Source organism: Halobacteriovorax sp. (genome assembly GCF_041587335.1).
Taxonomy (GTDB): domain Bacteria; phylum Bdellovibrionota; class Bacteriovoracia; order Bacteriovoracales; family Bacteriovoracaceae; genus Halobacteriovorax.
The window spans coordinates 1-15,567 of the sequence record NZ_JBFGYP010000068.1 but is presented as its reverse complement, the minus strand read 5'-3'; the positions used below and the strand labels follow the sequence as shown (position 1 = coordinate 15,567).

Annotated in this window: 12 protein-coding genes; 4 read left to right on the top strand and 8 right to left on the bottom strand. The window is 33.4% G+C overall.

The features are described from left to right. The 3 genes from ABX784_RS10540 to ABX784_RS10530 form a co-directional block, all read right to left on the bottom strand. Positions 1-479, bottom strand: a 479-nt coding sequence (locus ABX784_RS10540) for a hypothetical protein (protein ID WP_372654998.1), incomplete at its 3' end; no start/stop codon positions are given. 26 nt (positions 480-505) lie between these two features. Continuing rightward, positions 506-1,408: a hypothetical protein gene (locus tag ABX784_RS10535; protein ID WP_372654997.1), complete on the bottom strand. Its 903-nt coding sequence runs from the start codon at positions 1,406-1,408 to the stop codon at positions 506-508. Between the two features lie 136 nt (positions 1,409-1,544). Then, the gene (locus tag ABX784_RS10530) at positions 1,545-4,613 is read right to left on the bottom strand and encodes a hypothetical protein (RefSeq protein ID WP_372654996.1); all 3,069 of its coding nucleotides are present in this window, start codon (positions 4,611-4,613) and stop codon (positions 1,545-1,547) included. Positions 4,614-4,847: 234 nt separating this feature from the next. On the opposite strand from ABX784_RS10530, the gene ABX784_RS10525 reads away from it, so the two are divergent. Together ABX784_RS10525 and ABX784_RS10520 are read left to right on the top strand one after the other, a co-directional pair. Beyond that, entirely contained in the window at positions 4,848-6,209 is a 1,362-nt protein-coding gene (locus ABX784_RS10525) for a hypothetical protein (protein ID WP_372654995.1), read from the top strand. Then, positions 6,209-6,637: a hypothetical protein gene (locus ABX784_RS10520; protein WP_372654994.1), complete on the top strand. Its 429-nt coding sequence runs from the start codon at positions 6,209-6,211 to the stop codon at positions 6,635-6,637. Before ABX784_RS10525 ends, ABX784_RS10520 begins: the two co-directional genes overlap by 1 nt. A gap of 90 nt (positions 6,638-6,727) precedes the next feature. Here ABX784_RS10520 and ABX784_RS10515 read toward each other — a convergent pair whose 3' ends face one another. Continuing rightward, positions 6,728-7,438 carry a transporter substrate-binding domain-containing protein gene (locus ABX784_RS10515; RefSeq protein ID WP_372654993.1) on the bottom strand — a complete coding sequence of 237 codons (711 nt, stop codon included), beginning with the start codon at positions 7,436-7,438 and terminating at the stop codon, positions 6,728-6,730. Positions 7,439-7,701: 263 nt separating this feature from the next. Here ABX784_RS10515 and ABX784_RS10510 point away from each other — a divergent pair, with 263 nt between their 5' ends. After that, a complete protein-coding gene (locus tag ABX784_RS10510) occupies positions 7,702-8,049 on the top strand; it encodes a hypothetical protein (RefSeq protein ID WP_372654992.1) in 348 nt (115 codons plus the stop codon). 85 nt (positions 8,050-8,134) lie between these two features. Here the strand turns inward: ABX784_RS10510 and ABX784_RS10505 are convergent, their stop codons facing one another. The 3 genes from ABX784_RS10505 to ABX784_RS10495 all read right to left on the bottom strand — a co-directional run bounded on the left by ABX784_RS10505 (position 8,135) and on the right by ABX784_RS10495 (position 13,215). Next, positions 8,135-8,362: a hypothetical protein gene (locus tag ABX784_RS10505; protein ID WP_372654991.1), complete on the bottom strand. Its 228-nt coding sequence runs from the start codon at positions 8,360-8,362 to the stop codon at positions 8,135-8,137. 5 nt (positions 8,363-8,367) lie between these two features. Further along, positions 8,368-11,577, bottom strand: a complete 3,210-nt coding sequence (locus tag ABX784_RS10500) for an efflux RND transporter permease subunit (protein WP_372654990.1) — start codon at positions 11,575-11,577, stop codon at positions 8,368-8,370. Positions 11,578-11,655: 78 nt separating this feature from the next. Beyond that, positions 11,656-13,215 (bottom strand): NAD(P)/FAD-dependent oxidoreductase, encoded by a 1,560-nt coding sequence (locus ABX784_RS10495; RefSeq protein ID WP_372654989.1) that lies wholly within the window; start codon positions 13,213-13,215, stop codon positions 11,656-11,658. Positions 13,216-13,296: 81 nt separating this feature from the next. Between ABX784_RS10495 and ABX784_RS10490 the strand changes: the two genes are divergently transcribed. Further along, the gene (locus ABX784_RS10490) at positions 13,297-14,544 is read left to right on the top strand and encodes a nicotinamide-nucleotide amidohydrolase family protein (RefSeq protein ID WP_372654988.1); all 1,248 of its coding nucleotides are present in this window, start codon (positions 13,297-13,299) and stop codon (positions 14,542-14,544) included. Here the strand turns inward: ABX784_RS10490 and ABX784_RS10485 are convergent. Continuing rightward, on the bottom strand, positions 14,541-15,567 hold a 1,027-nt coding region (locus ABX784_RS10485), incomplete at its 5' end, for a hypothetical protein (RefSeq protein ID WP_372654987.1). The genes ABX784_RS10490 and ABX784_RS10485 overlap by 4 nt on opposite strands.

Sequence of the window (15,567 nt, the reverse complement as noted above, 5' to 3'; positions counted from 1 at the left end):
GTAAAAGAGCTCTTGTTTCCACCATTGAACATACTTTTTGAAAGTAGTAAAACTGGTGCTGAACTACTTCTTTCTGATTCGATTATAAAGTTACCATTTTGCCCTATAGAAATAGGACTTAACATTAGAGATCTACCTCTTGAAACTGGTCTAGCTTGGAAAAAATAACCAAAACCAGACTCTTTACCTTTTCTAACTCTTTCAGGAATCAGAACAATCAGTTTTTTCTCAGAATCATTTACATCAGTCTGAACAAGCATGTCATATTCAACTTCGTCACTATATTCATTCAATGTCTCAACTTTATAGAAACCATCTTTAAAGTTTAGAGAGGCCTTACTTGTGACCTCTAATTTTTGAACGAGTACATCCATTTCTTGGTTTACATTAATTGATCCTCGCTGTTGTGCTTGAGTAGTATTTGTAAAGCTCGTTAACATTAATGATACAAATAATATATTTCTTAATAGTGTTTTCATATTTTCACCTATTCCTTTTTTTAAAATTAATAACAAGACGATCTTCCAACTCTTACAACCGATATTTCTCTCTCTACCTTGCTCATCGTTGATCTAACGATATTTACTTGTCTGTAACTAGGTATTTGGGCCTGTCCACATTGGAAACTCTCAGTTAGACGCATAATATGATCTAGTCCATTAAGCCCAGCACAGAATTGTCTTCTATATACTGATTGTTGAAGAGTTTCTTTAGCCGCAGATGCAAAGCTATGGGCAACATCAAGCTCTACTTTATTAGAAGCTAAGGCCTCTTTAACTTTTTGATATGATCTTAAGTATTTAATACTTAATTGTTTCACCTTACCTAGGTAATCATTAAAGTAGTTCATGCTACTAAAATTATTACCGAAAGAAATATATGTATCTACAACATTTCTATAGTATGGGTTATCAAGATTTGTATTTGCCCAGTTCACAATATTTATAAGTTCTGTCAGCATCATGAATTCAACTTGAAGTCCAAGTCTTCTATCTGGTAAGTTCTTCTGAATAGAATCCTTAACTTTTTCAGATATTCTATAGCTGTTGATAATTGATGTTGCTGTATGAGGTGGAACATCAATGCTATCAAAGGCCACTTTATTTGCTGAATCCTTTAAGGCGTTGTGAAGCCTCATAACAGCAGAGTTATGATTTCCATACTTCCACTCATCAAAGGCCATCTTAAGTTGAACGTTAAGTTCTGATAGACTCTCTAGACATACTCCTCTGAAGTCTTCATAGAATGAGTTGTCCTGTAGTGCTCCATGAACTGAAGTAGCAGGTTGAGAAAACCTAATAGAATTCTGTGTAAGGTAACATGAATTAACTTTTGTTGGTGTATCAGCAAAAGAATTTAAAGATAATACTGATAAACATACTAGTAATGTTTTCTTGATGTTGTTCATTGTGTTCTCCTAATGTGTGTTGCGCTTTATTTTTTTAATAAAACGTTGTTTGTTGTCTGAACACAATTTACAAGAGAATAGAATTAGAAATGACTAACAGAAACTTACATAAATGAACCGAATAAAGAACGTAATATTAGATAGTTAACATATATTTAACAGATCTTCCCTTACCTGTTTGGACTAAAAGCCCCTTTTCAAGGAGAGAGCTGAGCTCTCTTTTCACTTGAGATTCAGAAATACCAGATGCTTCAACAAGCATTTTTCTAGATAAATACTCCTCTTCCTTCTTTCTAAACCTTAGAAAAATTTTGATAAGAAGAGATTGGTTACGATTATCAATCTGAGTCTCCTTATCAACACGTCGCTTGTAGTAATTAAAGGAGTACTTAGAGTTCCAAGAATAACCATCCTCTCCTTTAATTAATAAGTCTTTCACCTTTAGAGCAGACTTTAATCTTTGGATATTAGTATATACGCGTGAGTCATGTTTGAAAGGATCATATATTTCTCCCCATATTAAAGGCACAATTTCAACCTTGCCAATCTCTCTAGGACTAATTTCGAAAAATGCTCCTAAAAAGTCTTGTAGTTTTTTTCGACCTGTAAATCCAGCGACAAGCTCTCCTTTATAATAGAGCTCTCCAATATCATCTATAAATACAAAATCTAAATTTTCATCTACTTTATAGTCTGGTACAAGCTTTTTACTTAATCCATCAATTAGATAGTACTTGCCTTCTGTCTTATCAGTGAAACTATTAACAATTAACTTATAACGATATTGATCTCTTTTTGAAATCTTGGTCCATGACTTAGAGTTTGTCGATATAAGGTTTTCAATTGTAACCTCAAAAATATCTTTAATCTCTTTACTTAAACAAGAGTCTTTAATCTCATTAAAAAATGATCTCAAAATATTTTGACGTTGCTTCCTTTCCTCTTTCTCTATAGAGACTAAAAGAGAAACAATTCGATAATAATAAAAATATTCGTTTGCAATAGAACAACCATCAAATAACTTCTCCACTTTTGAAATATATGACCAAACTTCACTTTTACTTCCCTTCATCATACTCTTATATATTTGGCCAATGAAGAACATAACTTTTGATAGTGGGTTACTCAGAGAGTTTTCATGAACATCTAATTCCTCACCTAGTTGAAATAGGTAAAGACTTTTATGATCTTCTTCATATTCATCGTATGATACTTGGGACCAAGCTTCTTTTTCTTCAAGAGAATCGTAATTATAAATATCAATTTCTAGTTTTACTTTTTTATAATCGTCTAGTTCGGTAACCTTATGCTTTTCACCTCTTTGACTTAATTCATCTAAAAGTGAGCGTGCATCGTTTCTAAATCCAAGATGTAGAAGAATTCTAATTTTTTCAATGGTTGCATCTTTATAAGGTAAAAAAGGTGCATCATTACCTAGTTGACCAAGAGATAAGTTAATTTTCTCCAACGCTTCATTAAGCTGAAGATGGTGCCTATCAACCTTTGCAAGAATTACATTAATCCCTGCAGAGATATAATGATAACCAAAAGAATGGCAATACTCTAGGACACTGCTCGACTTAACTCTTATTTGATCATAGTCTAGTTTTTTTATTAATACCCATATGAGATTTAAATCACAAACAGTAGCAAAGTATGGCTTCGATATCTTTTGAAAATATTGTGCTGCTCTACTGAATGCATCCTGAGCCTTATCCATTTGCTCTAGGTTATACAGACATCTAGCGTACTGGAAATTCAACTGTCCCATGGCAAAATAATAATCGTAAGAATCATCTTTATAATTTTTGGTATCAGAGTAAAGACTATTAAAGAGTTTATAGGATTCATCTATATCGATATTCATAAGTGCCGTATTTTGTTCTATACGTAAAAGAATATTCATTGTTTCTTTAGTGTATGGGATCAATTTACGACTTAAACTAAGAGCTTGTTCAAAATCGTCCATTCTATTAAGTTGTTGTACATACTCTATCATCAAAAACTTTGCTTGATCTTTATACTTACTATAATCTTTATTTTCTGAGAAATAATTATTTAGATAACTAAGAGCATCTGACCTACGTCCAAGAAGGAAGAGGGACTTAGATAAATATCGTAGTAAAATAATTATTACTAAATCACTGCTTTTAACTTCAGTAATAGTATCAGCGCATAAATCACAAAAATCATTTAAAAATATTGCTGATTGAGATTCAAGACTTGGAAGAAAAAAATCTGTATTCTTCTCTAAATAGCTATTGATAGTATCAGTATTTCGCGTTAATAAAACATGATAAATGATTTCAGCAGAAACTTTATTACTTTCAATTAATGTATCCACTAAGTTGTTACGAATTCTAAATATAACATCGCTGTTAAAACTGTCTTCTATATTACTTAGTGAGAAGTTTGATTTTATATAATCATTATCATTCTGGAAGTATTCGATAAGTAGTAATGAATTTAAAAAAGATATGTCTTCAATAGAAACTTCTAAAAAATTTAATTCGCTCAATTTAACTGGTCTATTTATAAGTAGCAAAGTTATTATCAACTCTTGCTGTTGTTCGCTCAGTGTTTCAACTTGATTACGCCAATAACTACTAATGTCACCATCAGATAGAATATAGATATTCAAAAGTTTAGGAATCCCTTTTGTCTCTTGAAAAACACTCTCAACATCAATTGCAGCATGTTCTTTATTAGTAATTTTAATATTTTCTAGATAAAGCCTTGTCTCATCGAGAGTGAAGCTTTCTAATGGAATAATTTTACAATGATTTTTGACAAAGGTTTCTTCATTCTCTGTGGATGTAAAAAATTGCGTTGGAAACTTATGAGAAGAAGTTGCAAAATTAATTAATATTTTCTTGTAGCTAGATGACAGAAATTGAAAATTCTCCCACACTACCCCATCGTATTCAGACCAAGTCTTACTAAATATTTTTAAAAGTAATTCTACAGAACTAATTTCGGGAGATGTTAAGCCATGAGTTTGAATTTCTAAATTAACAATATCCTCTAGAGATCTAAACTTATCAATAGAAACCCAAAGAAAGTTCTTCTTATTCTTAACCTCATAATGAGAGATTAAAAATGTCTTACCTACACCTTTCTTACCTTGGACAAGTATAGACTCTTCAAACAGCTCTGCCTGTTCAATATATCTAGTCTCAATATCGCGTCCAATAACCTTTTTCATTAACCTTTATATCGGCTCTCTTTATAGATTATATTAGAAACTAAAGGGTCAAATACGCATAATTGGTCCATTTTTGAAAGATTCTGTTTATTTAACCACAGGCCACTCTCACTTATTATCAACTCAAGAAAGATGGCGCTCTCTTTGCACTTAATAGTACAAACACAGTAATATTGAGATTTTAGGGCCCATATAGACTAATTTATGTCTAAAATTTAGGCACCTGGAGACATTATGAACATTAAATTTTTAATAACATATCTTGTTCTAATCACAAATGTATCTGCATTTTGGGGAAATCGTTACGAGAAATTTCAAGATAACGTACCAGTCGACTATATAAAGTCAGAACAAGGACGATGCGATTATTTTATAATTGACAAAAATGATAAGCAACAAACTTATGTTGCGACAAGATCTTACATTTCAAAAGATAATCTAGAGTCAACTTATTGCGAGAGAATGTTTGCTAAAACTGCTAAAGACTTCTTTCTAAAAGAAGATAAATCTTCTCCTGCTGAATTAAATAACTATGATTATGCATACCTAGTTCCTGCAAGCGATGTAAAAGATCTAGAATTTAAAACCAATCATTACGAGAAAAGTAAGGTTATAACTACAAAGATTATCAGGAGCTCAGAAAATACAAACTCTTCGTATAGTACAATAGAAAGCATCAAAGCAAGAAGAACAGGTAGTCCAAGAGGGATACCTAGACTTAGAGATTACTACCGAGTATTTACTCTAAATCATGCAGGGTTTCACAGCACAAGAGATGGATTTAATATAACTGAAGAGTTTTTAACAAAATCAAATGATTGGGATGAAATACTTGAATTTAATATAAAAGCTAAGAACTTATGGGACGACCTTGTCGAAGAACTAGGCGAAACAAAGGCGAGAATATTCTACTTTGATAACAATGCATTAAAGATGAATAAAAAGAAACGAAAATACCTACATGATAAAATATCATTTTTCCATATTGCTATTAGAGGCTACCTTGAATCTGCAAATATATACGACACTGGTGGATTAAGTCTTGTTCAAAACTTTCATCCGTTATTTGTACAGGTTTTACTAGAGAATACATCAAGCTTTAATCTATTCTTTGAAAATGAGTTACATAACTACCATGAAAAATCACTCATTTTAGACTTATTGAAATACATGATGCTTATTCCAAAGGATGATGTCACAGATGACCTAGGCTTCAATGAGCAGCTGTCGATGGAAGCTCTTATATTTCGTAACAACAGATTAAAAAGCTATATAAACACATTAATTCTCTTAAATATGACAGAAGAAAAATGCAGCTCATTTGGATTATGGCCAGGAGCTAGTCGATGGATACATTTGTATAGATCTTCACAAATTGGAACTTCGTTTGACGTTGATCCCATAGATCACCTAGTAAGAAGAGTGGAACAAAAAACTATTAAATCATGTGGAGACTTTACCCCTTATAAAAGATTTAATATGTGGGGAGGAGAACCAATGAAAAATTGGGAAATTGGAATGAAGAAAAAGAAAAAAGATTTTAAAGAAATATATAATAAATTATTAATTAAATATAGTTTTGGAATGGAGGAATAATGAAATTACTAATTGCATTTCTTATGTGCTCATCTATTTTTGCGAGTGATATCAAAGTCAGAGAACTGGAGTCATATAAATACTTAAGTATGATTGCTCACGAAAATCTAATGGATGAATGTCACAATTCTAGTAATCAGAAAGAATGCATTTCTAATGAAATGAAAGAATTAAAGAGACAAACATTAACAAAGATGAATAATTCAATAGTAATTGAAAACTTTAATCAAGAAATAGCTAGAGAAAATCCTTTAATGGGACTCCCTACTAATGCTAAAGAAGGTGCATGGAATTTTGAAGGAGACCGAAATACTCTTTCTGATTCATTACTTGATATAACAATATCTGACTTGATGATGATGGATGAAGATATTTCATTAGATCAATTAATAGACATTATTATTGCAGAAGTTAAAGCAGATTTATAAAGTTGATTAAGAAGGTGCCGAAGATCACAATCTAGGCACCTTATTTCTATAAATGTTAAAATAACATAAGAGATCTTACTCAAAGAAAGATTAATATTTTTTCAGTAATTGCTTAAATGATTTCTTCTTTATCAGTTTTAGTAATTGTTTATTAAAGCTATTTAAATCATTCTTTTTATTTACCTTAAATGCAAATCCAACATTTGAAGAAAACTGTCCATTAATTAAAGACTTTAATTTTATATTCATTTTTTTTGACAGATATTTTGAAACTTTAACCGGCATTATTGCTGCAGAAATAGAACCATTCTTGAGTGCTATCATACACTTCTCTTTACTTTCCATGTAAATTAATCGAACTTTGGCCTCCTCTTGTCCAACTAAGTAACTCTCTAAGGATGAATTTTTATCGCCACAAACAAATTCCCCATTGAAAGAATTCAACTTATTGATAGTACTACTCTGAAGTAGAACCAGCGAAGACTCTCGCTTGTATACTGTTTTTGAAAAGACAAAGTTAGCTTCACGACTCTTCGTTTTCTCCATTCCAATTAAACAATCTACTCCACTAGTGTGAAAAAGTTCTGATACAAGACTATCCCATTCACCAGATCTAACTGAGATTTGATGTGGACCTATCTTATTAAACTCTTTTACAATTTCGAGGTCAAGGCCGCTCTCCTTACCATCTTGGATATATTGATAAGGAGCATAGCCCTCGGCCGTACCACACTTATAACTCTTTGCAGAAGTACTCTCTAAGAGAAAGAAAAAGAGAATGGGGAGTAAGAGGTGTACCATACTTAAATAATAGTACATATTTCCTACATAATCAGGACTTAAGTGCCATAGCACCACCGTTGCGCGGTGCCTCATTGGCACCAGTACAAAGTGATACTACTCAATATACCTATTAACAGTAACTTAGGTCATACATGCAGTATATAGTTTTGGCACGCGACTTGTATTAAGTAGTACAAACAGATCAAAGGAGTTGATCAAAATAGCGGAAAAGGAAGTTCGCGAAGGAAATCCCAAAGAATGGGAACCTAAGGGAGTACGCTATGGAAATTTTGAAAGCATTAATATTCACAACGGTAGTAATCTTTGCTGCGACAGAAATGTCACATGCAAAAATTGAAAAGATATCTGTACAGCAAGTTAGTCCATCTACTAAAGCTGCAGGTTTCCAAACATACCGAGGGCAAATATTAAAAGCAGGTAATCTTGGAGATTCTAGAAATAGAGTTGTAAATGCATCTGATGTAATTAAAAAAGATTTTATCGAGATGAAAGATGGTGAAATCTACTACCCTGAAGAGATTGAATATGTTTTCCAAGTAAAGGGTGGAACAAAGTTCAAGGCACCAAAGGAAGATGAAAGAGCTCCTCAGGATAATGATTCAAACTAATTAACAAACTTCAATTAATTTTGAAGTCACCCCTAACCTCAAAAAAGAAGGCCCAATTTAGATTGGGCCTTTTTTTTATTAATATTTAAATAAGTTGTTTTATAGCAAACCATTCTCTAACTAATTTCTCTCTTACATCGGAATGAGAAACACCACTCAATCGATAGTCAATACATCTCTCAAATAGCTTTCCTAGAAAGTATTTCAGTGTCGAGTAAGTTGCATGAATGAATAAGATCGGTTTATTATCAACGACATCTAAACATCTTCTAGCGTACTTATCTTCACGACAAACCTCTATATTCATTTTCAAGATAACTATTGAAGATGGTCCTCTGTAGGAGTATCAACTCTTTCAAAATTAGGAATTACTATATTATCATTGAATTGCGCTTGAGAGAATTCAAGAGGTGCTTCTTCTGTAAAATAACCTTTGAGATATTTAATTTTCTTTAACAATGACCAAGAATCTCTTTGAATTTCCAAGAGAGATGGAAGAGCAAATAGTGTTAATCCAGTTGCAAAGAGAAGCCCCCATCCCATTGACAGTGCTAATGGTCTAGTAAAACCGCTATCTCCACCTAACCCATAGGCCATAGGAAACACACCACCTAAAGTTGTTATAGATGTTAGTATAATTGCTCTAAACCTACTTACAGCACCTTCCTTTATATCTTCTCTAGTAAGGTTCCATATTCTCTTCTTTTTACCATTAATGGTGGTCACCATAATAAGAGAATCGTTAACAACGACACCGGCCATCCCCATGACACCAACCATTCCCATCACGTCTATTGGAAGAGAGTGAAAATAAAAGGCCCAAACAATTCCAATCAAACCAAATGGTATTGCAAGACCAATGATAATAGGTTGAACAAAAGACTTCAAGATTAAAGCTAAAACAAAGATAATAAGAAAGACACAAGTTATCATCATTGTTCCCATTGCTTTGGAATTTTTTGACTCTTGAAGATCTGCGTCTTCAAGGGCGAAGCTTACACCGGGAACTATTTCTTTTATCTCTGGAAATTTCTCTTTTACAAGCTCTTCTATTTTTTCTTTTTTAAGATTTTTTTCATCATATGTTAAATCAAAGTTTAACGCTCTCTTACCGTCTTCATGCTCAATACTTTTGAGAGATTTTACTGTTTTCCACTCTCCTAGTTTTTTCAATTTAACGATTTGACCATTCCCAACGTTTATAGAAAGGTCATTGAGTTGTTCAAAAGAGAGCTTCTTACCATCGTCAATATAACCATAGATATTTACAACTTCGCCATTGTGTCTAAATTCTTTTATATGTCTCTTTCTTACAAAGCCCTGAACTTTTGTACTTAAATCAATTGGAGTCATCCCATAGCTATAAAGAGACTCCTTATTAGGCTCAAACATCCAAGTAGTTGCAATAAGATCAGGATCAATATAGACGTCTTTAATCCCTTCTATTTTAGAAAAGATCAGCTTTACTTTAGAGATGACTTCTTCATCTCTAATATTTCCTTCAACAAAGCTAGATAATTTAAAAGTGTTTTCTTTTTTATCTTCGTAGCCCTCTTTTTCAGACTTAAGACTAAGGATTTCAAAACTTGAAGTTTTAAGGGAAGAGATCTGCTCTTCAATAAGTTTCATTATCTCTTCTTTGTGTTCAACTGCAAGATCATCGACCTGTGAAAATCGAATACTTATTCCAGCATACTTATAACCTACTTGCTCAACGCCATTATACCAATTACGTCCAAGCTGAGAAGTTATGTAAGAATACTTTGCTTTGTCGATAGTATCCAAAAACTTATGAAGGGGCTTTAGTTGATCTTGAGTATCCTTTAAAGATAAAGATTCTTTTAGAGCTATATCTAGTTTTATTCTTTCACTACCAATTCTAAGATTAAATTTAAAGGGAACTTTTTCTTTCGTTAATATAAATGTTCCAACAAGTGAACCTACTAGAAATAGAAGGACTAAGTATCTCCACTTTAAGGAGAAAGACAAAGCAGTACTATAGAGACGTGTTAGCTTATTGAAGATTGAGAACTTCTTGTGTTTAACAGGTTTTTTTACAAAATGGGCCAAGTGATTTGGTAAAATAAAGAAACACTCAAACAAACTCATTGCTAGAGCAGCAATAACAACCCATGGAATAGCTAAAAGAATATCTGCGAGGCTTGATGTTGAAAATAATATGGGAGCAAAAGCTATAACTGTTGTAATAACAGTACCAAAAATGGGAAGCATAGTCTCTAAGGAAGAGTCTATTGCTGCCTGTCTTGGAGTACTACCTGCTTCAAGTTTTTGCATGTAAAGCTCAGATACAATAATTGCATCATCAACTAGAATGCCTACAATTAAAAGCATCCCTACAACAGAGATTAAATCAATATTTATCCCAAGAAGCTTTAATACTGTGAATGTAGCAAGATAAGACAACGGCAATCCAAAACTTGTCATTAATGAACTCTTAATCCCAAAGAAGGCGAATAAGATTAGTATGACAAGTACTCCTCCCATAATTCCATTTAAGTTTAGTACTTTTAATTGCTTTTGAATAAACGATGGGCCATCTCCTGTAAGTATAATACTTATCCCTTCAGGAGTTTTTTCATTGAGATTTATCAACTCTTTCTCTAAGTCTTCCTTCATAGTGATTATATCAGAATCAACATCTTTGAATAAAACAAGAACAGCTGCAGGACTACCATTAGTAAAACCTACCGTTTCTTTTTCCACTATTTTGTACTCTACAGATGCAATATCTTTAACTCTTAAAATATTACCACTAGCGTTTGCATTTATAATTGTTTCTTCAATATCTTTAACACCAGTGACATCGTTCTCTATTTCAACACTAACATCAACACCATTTTTAGTAATTGTCCCCAAAGGTAAGAATGCGAATCGTTTTATAATATTATTTGTAAGTTCATTGATTTCTATTTGATAACGTGCGAGCTTTTCTTGATCAAACTTTATGTAAATTTGAGGCTTTGAAGTCCAATTAGATATTTCAACAACTCCATTAATTTTAGAAAGTCTCTTCTCTGTATCACTTAGCCATTTTTGGTGTTTAGGACTATTTTCATTGAAGTTTAAAACAGAGAGAGTCGTGAACCAAAAACGAGATACTTTATGATTAGTAACAGTAAGGTTTTCTGTTTCTGTTGGCAGCTCTCTTTCAAGGTTAAGTACTATTGAGTCAACCTTTTCATAAAGATCATCAATCTCATCTTCTTCAATTGAGTCTTTTAATCTTAAGTTAATACTCATTGAGCTTGGTGAAGAGGTTGAGACTAACTTATCAACACCAGATAGAGACTTTATAGCGTCCTCTATAGGAGTTGTTAGATATTGCTCAACTTGGTAAGGAGTTGCCCCTGGAAGTGAAGCGGAAATACTAATTCTCTTATCTTTCCATTGTGGGATTAAGTCTCGTTGCATTGAGAAAAAAGAAATCAAACCAATGACAATCATACTCAAACTAAGAGTGTTTACAATAAAACTATTGTCGACAAAATATGTAACTATTCTCTTCACAAGATCTCCCTAATTGAAAGTAATAAACTATCAATTAGGAGTGTTGTAAGACAAGCTAACTTAAAGATTTTTCATACTTTATTTTGGAATATACTCTTTCTCAGAAGAAATCATACTCATAGCGATTCTTACACCATCAACAGCTGCAGATGTGATTCCACCAGCGTGTCCAGCTCCCTCACCACAAGGGAAAAGTCCCTTATGTGAAACAGACTCTAATGAATCCCTATCTCTCAATATTGTCACTGGCGCAGATGTTCTAGTCTCTGGAGCAAGTAGGAGTGCATTCTTAGATACAAATCCACTCATTCTCTCATCAAATTGAAGAAGCGCATCTCTTAAATGGTTAGTTATAAAATCAGGAAGAATTGTACTCAATTGAGCTTCCACGATCCCAGATGGGGTAGACGTTTTTGGCAATGCTGTTTTACCAATATTACCATCGAGGAAATCTCTAAGAGTCTGAGAAGGAAGTTCTTTACCAGAGGCCAACTCAGTTGAAACTTCAAATGCTTTTTTCTCTATATTTCTTTGAAAGTCTAATCCATTTAAAACTTTATCTGTTTTAAAGTCGACTCCTCCCTTCACAGAAACAACGAGTGCTGAATTTGACCATCTTGAGTTTCGGGCATAATTACTCATCCCATTCACAACTATTCCATCAGCATCTGTACCAGAAGATAGAACATACCCACCTGGACACATACAAAAACTATAAGTTCCTTTATGAGTAGATTTATTCTCATAACTCAGTCTATATCTGGCCGCACCAAGGTAGCTACCAGCAAAGTCACCATATTGAATTTTATCTATTAATTCTCTAGGGTGCTCAATACGTACTCCTACAGAAAAATCTTTTGGTGCCATAGTCACAGAGTTATCTTCTAAATGTTTATACATCTCTTTTGCTGAGTGACCTGTAGCAAGAACAACTTTGTCCGAATGCAGAGTTCTCCCATCACTAAGCTTTACGCCAGTAACACTCTCACCTTCATAAACAAGCTCATCAACTCTAGTGTTATAGAAAATCTCACACCCAGACTCTATAAGAGAGTCACTTATTTTATTAATCAGCATTCTAATCTTATTGGAGCCAAGGTGGGGATTAGATACATATGCCGTTTCCTCTGGTGCTCCAAAATCGACGAGTCTATTCATCACATATTGTACGTATGGGGACTTAACTCTAGTGATTAGCTTTCCATCACTAAATAATCCAGCTCCACCCTCACCGTAGCAAACATTATTCTCTGTATTAAACTCTCCATATCGCCAATACCGAGCAATATGTTTCATCCTCTTATGTGCACGTTCCCCTCGCTCAATTAAAATTGAAGGTATTCCATACTCAGCGAGACGAAGGGCACAGAATAGTCCTCCAGGACCTGCACCTATGATAATAGGCTTATTTTTAAACTCACCAAGATCTTTAAACTCTTCAGTTTTCCCTGAAAATTTCTCGCCCTGATGGATAATTTCAACATTGTAGTTATACCGGGGTCTCTTCCCTCTATTAGACCCTCTAGCATCTAGGGCCTTAGACAGTATTCTGTAGTCCGCCATCTTTGGATGACGCTTATTTAGGTAATTTTCGACATCCTCTTCAAAATCGAGGACAAATTGTATTCTTTTAGACATATCTTCTCTTATCATTAACTTTTCTTACTGTCGGGTTGAGAGTATAATTTATAGTATAAATCAACGTTTTTAGGAAGTTATATGAACTGCGCTCTATTAATTATTGGCGATGAACTCTTAGCAGGAAGAACAAGAGACCTAAATGGTCACTGGCTCTCCAAATATCTACCTTCAGTAGGGCTAAAGTTAAAGCAAATAAAAATTATTAATGACCATGAAGCTGAAATTAAGGCCTCGATAGTAGAGCTATATGAGACAGTGGATATTATCATCACCAGCGGTGGTCTTGGGCCAACTAAAGACGATATTACTAAAAATATTTTGGCCAAGCACTTTCAAAAAGATCTTATCTTTGATGATAAATCAATTGAGCTAATAAAAAGCCTATACGCTAAATTTGATAAAGAGTGGACACCAAGTAAGAACGCTTATCACTATTACCCAAGAGACTTTGAACTATTAAACAATCTAAACGGATATGCTCCAGGGCTACTTTATACCTCAAAAGGAAAAACGATCCTCAGTGCACCAGGCGTACCTCGAGAATTTAAATCAATGGTAGAAAATACATTTGTACCAAAGCTCAAAGAAATATACAGTGATGACTCCTTTCAGGTGACAGACCTCTTTTCAATTAGAACCAGAGGCGTTCCAGAGGAAATTATATTTGGCGAGCTCTGTCCAACTCTGTGGGAAGACTTGTCAGAGATTGCAAAAGTAAGCTCACTCCCCAACCTCTTAGGAATTGATATAGTTCTCTATTTCAATCAAGCAGATAAAGACATAACAATTTCAAAGGCGAAGGCGATTATTGAGTCATCAGCACTGAAAGAACATGTCTGGCAGTACGGGAACCTTGAACTAGAAGAGCTTATAGTAAAAGAAGCAACTGAGAAGAAGCTTACTATTGGCTTTGCGGAGTCATGTACAGGTGGACTCACCTCTTCAAAGATTACAGATATATCAGGATCTTCACAGATTTTCTATGGATCAATTGTCAGTTACGCTAATTCAGTAAAGACTAATCTATTGAAAGTTAATGCCAATACATTAGAAAACTTCGGAGCAGTTAGTGTAGAGTGTGCTAAAGAGATGGCCCTTGGAGCAAGAAATGCCCTTGAGTGCGACATAGCGATTTCTTATACCGGAATTGCTGGACCAGGAGGAGCTACTCCTACAAAGCCAGTTGGAACTGTTGGTATTGGTTGGGCAACAAAGAGTGAGAATTCATCAACGCTACTCTACCATAAGGGTGATCGCCTTGGACTAAAAGAGCGTTTCTCAAGAAGTGGATTATTTAAATTGCTTGAATTGATAAGAGACCATTAGAAAAATAGCTTCATACTTTCCTTACAAGTTTTCATGTCTTTATCTAGAAGTTTTATTAATTCATTTAATTCTTCATTAGTACCACCAAGCTCGAAAAATTGAGATTTTGTTTGATTAAGAATCTCTCTTTTTGCAAAACTAAAAAGCGAATTATCTTCTAAGACTGTTCTAATATATGTTTTTTTTGTTTTCGCACTTTTCAACTGAAATGTTAGCAAGGGAACTGACTCACTATCGTAAAACTTAAACATCTTCTTTATCTCTTGGAAGTCTTTCTCTACCAATTCAAGATTATCAATATTACCTATATTCTTTATAAGAAATTCATTTTTAAATTTGTCTTTAAATTTAGAGGTATTCCACTTAAAAGCTATCCCCTCTTTAAAATGGGCCTTGGGATTAGAAGATAGTAGCTTAAAGAAGCTTTCATCAATCTCTTCTAGAATTATGCGCTCATCTACTATGAGAGATTGTATTTCTTCAATAAGTGATAAACCTTTTTCAGATATAAATTTTGAATGATCTAAGTTTGTTATATTTTGCTTAGTAAATAGGTACTGTCTCCTAAACGGATTAAATAACTCATAAGAATTCATCCAGTCTAAAAGAACCCACATTTTCTTTTCTTTTGAGTAAACAAGCTGAGTTCCATTAAAGTCACCAATAGACTCAAACATAGCGGTACTCTTAGCAAATTGAAATAAGGCCTCTTTTGCTTCAAGAGCTATAGTATTATTACTTTCATCTACAATATCCTCAAAGAAAGTTGTCATATCAAAAGCAATATCTATAACTTCAGTTAATATAAAATTCGAATCTATAGGTGTGAACCTTTTTGGTATTACTACATTATAATGCTCAAGAACTGGATAGAGTTGATTTGTTGAATAGATATAATGAAAATCATTCTTAGGTAACCTAAGGGCATATTCAATACCTTCTTCAATATTAGTAACTGAATAGATATTTGTAGTATTACCGGCCCCAAGAAATCGATTCACCTTAACTTTTAAGTCTTCATTT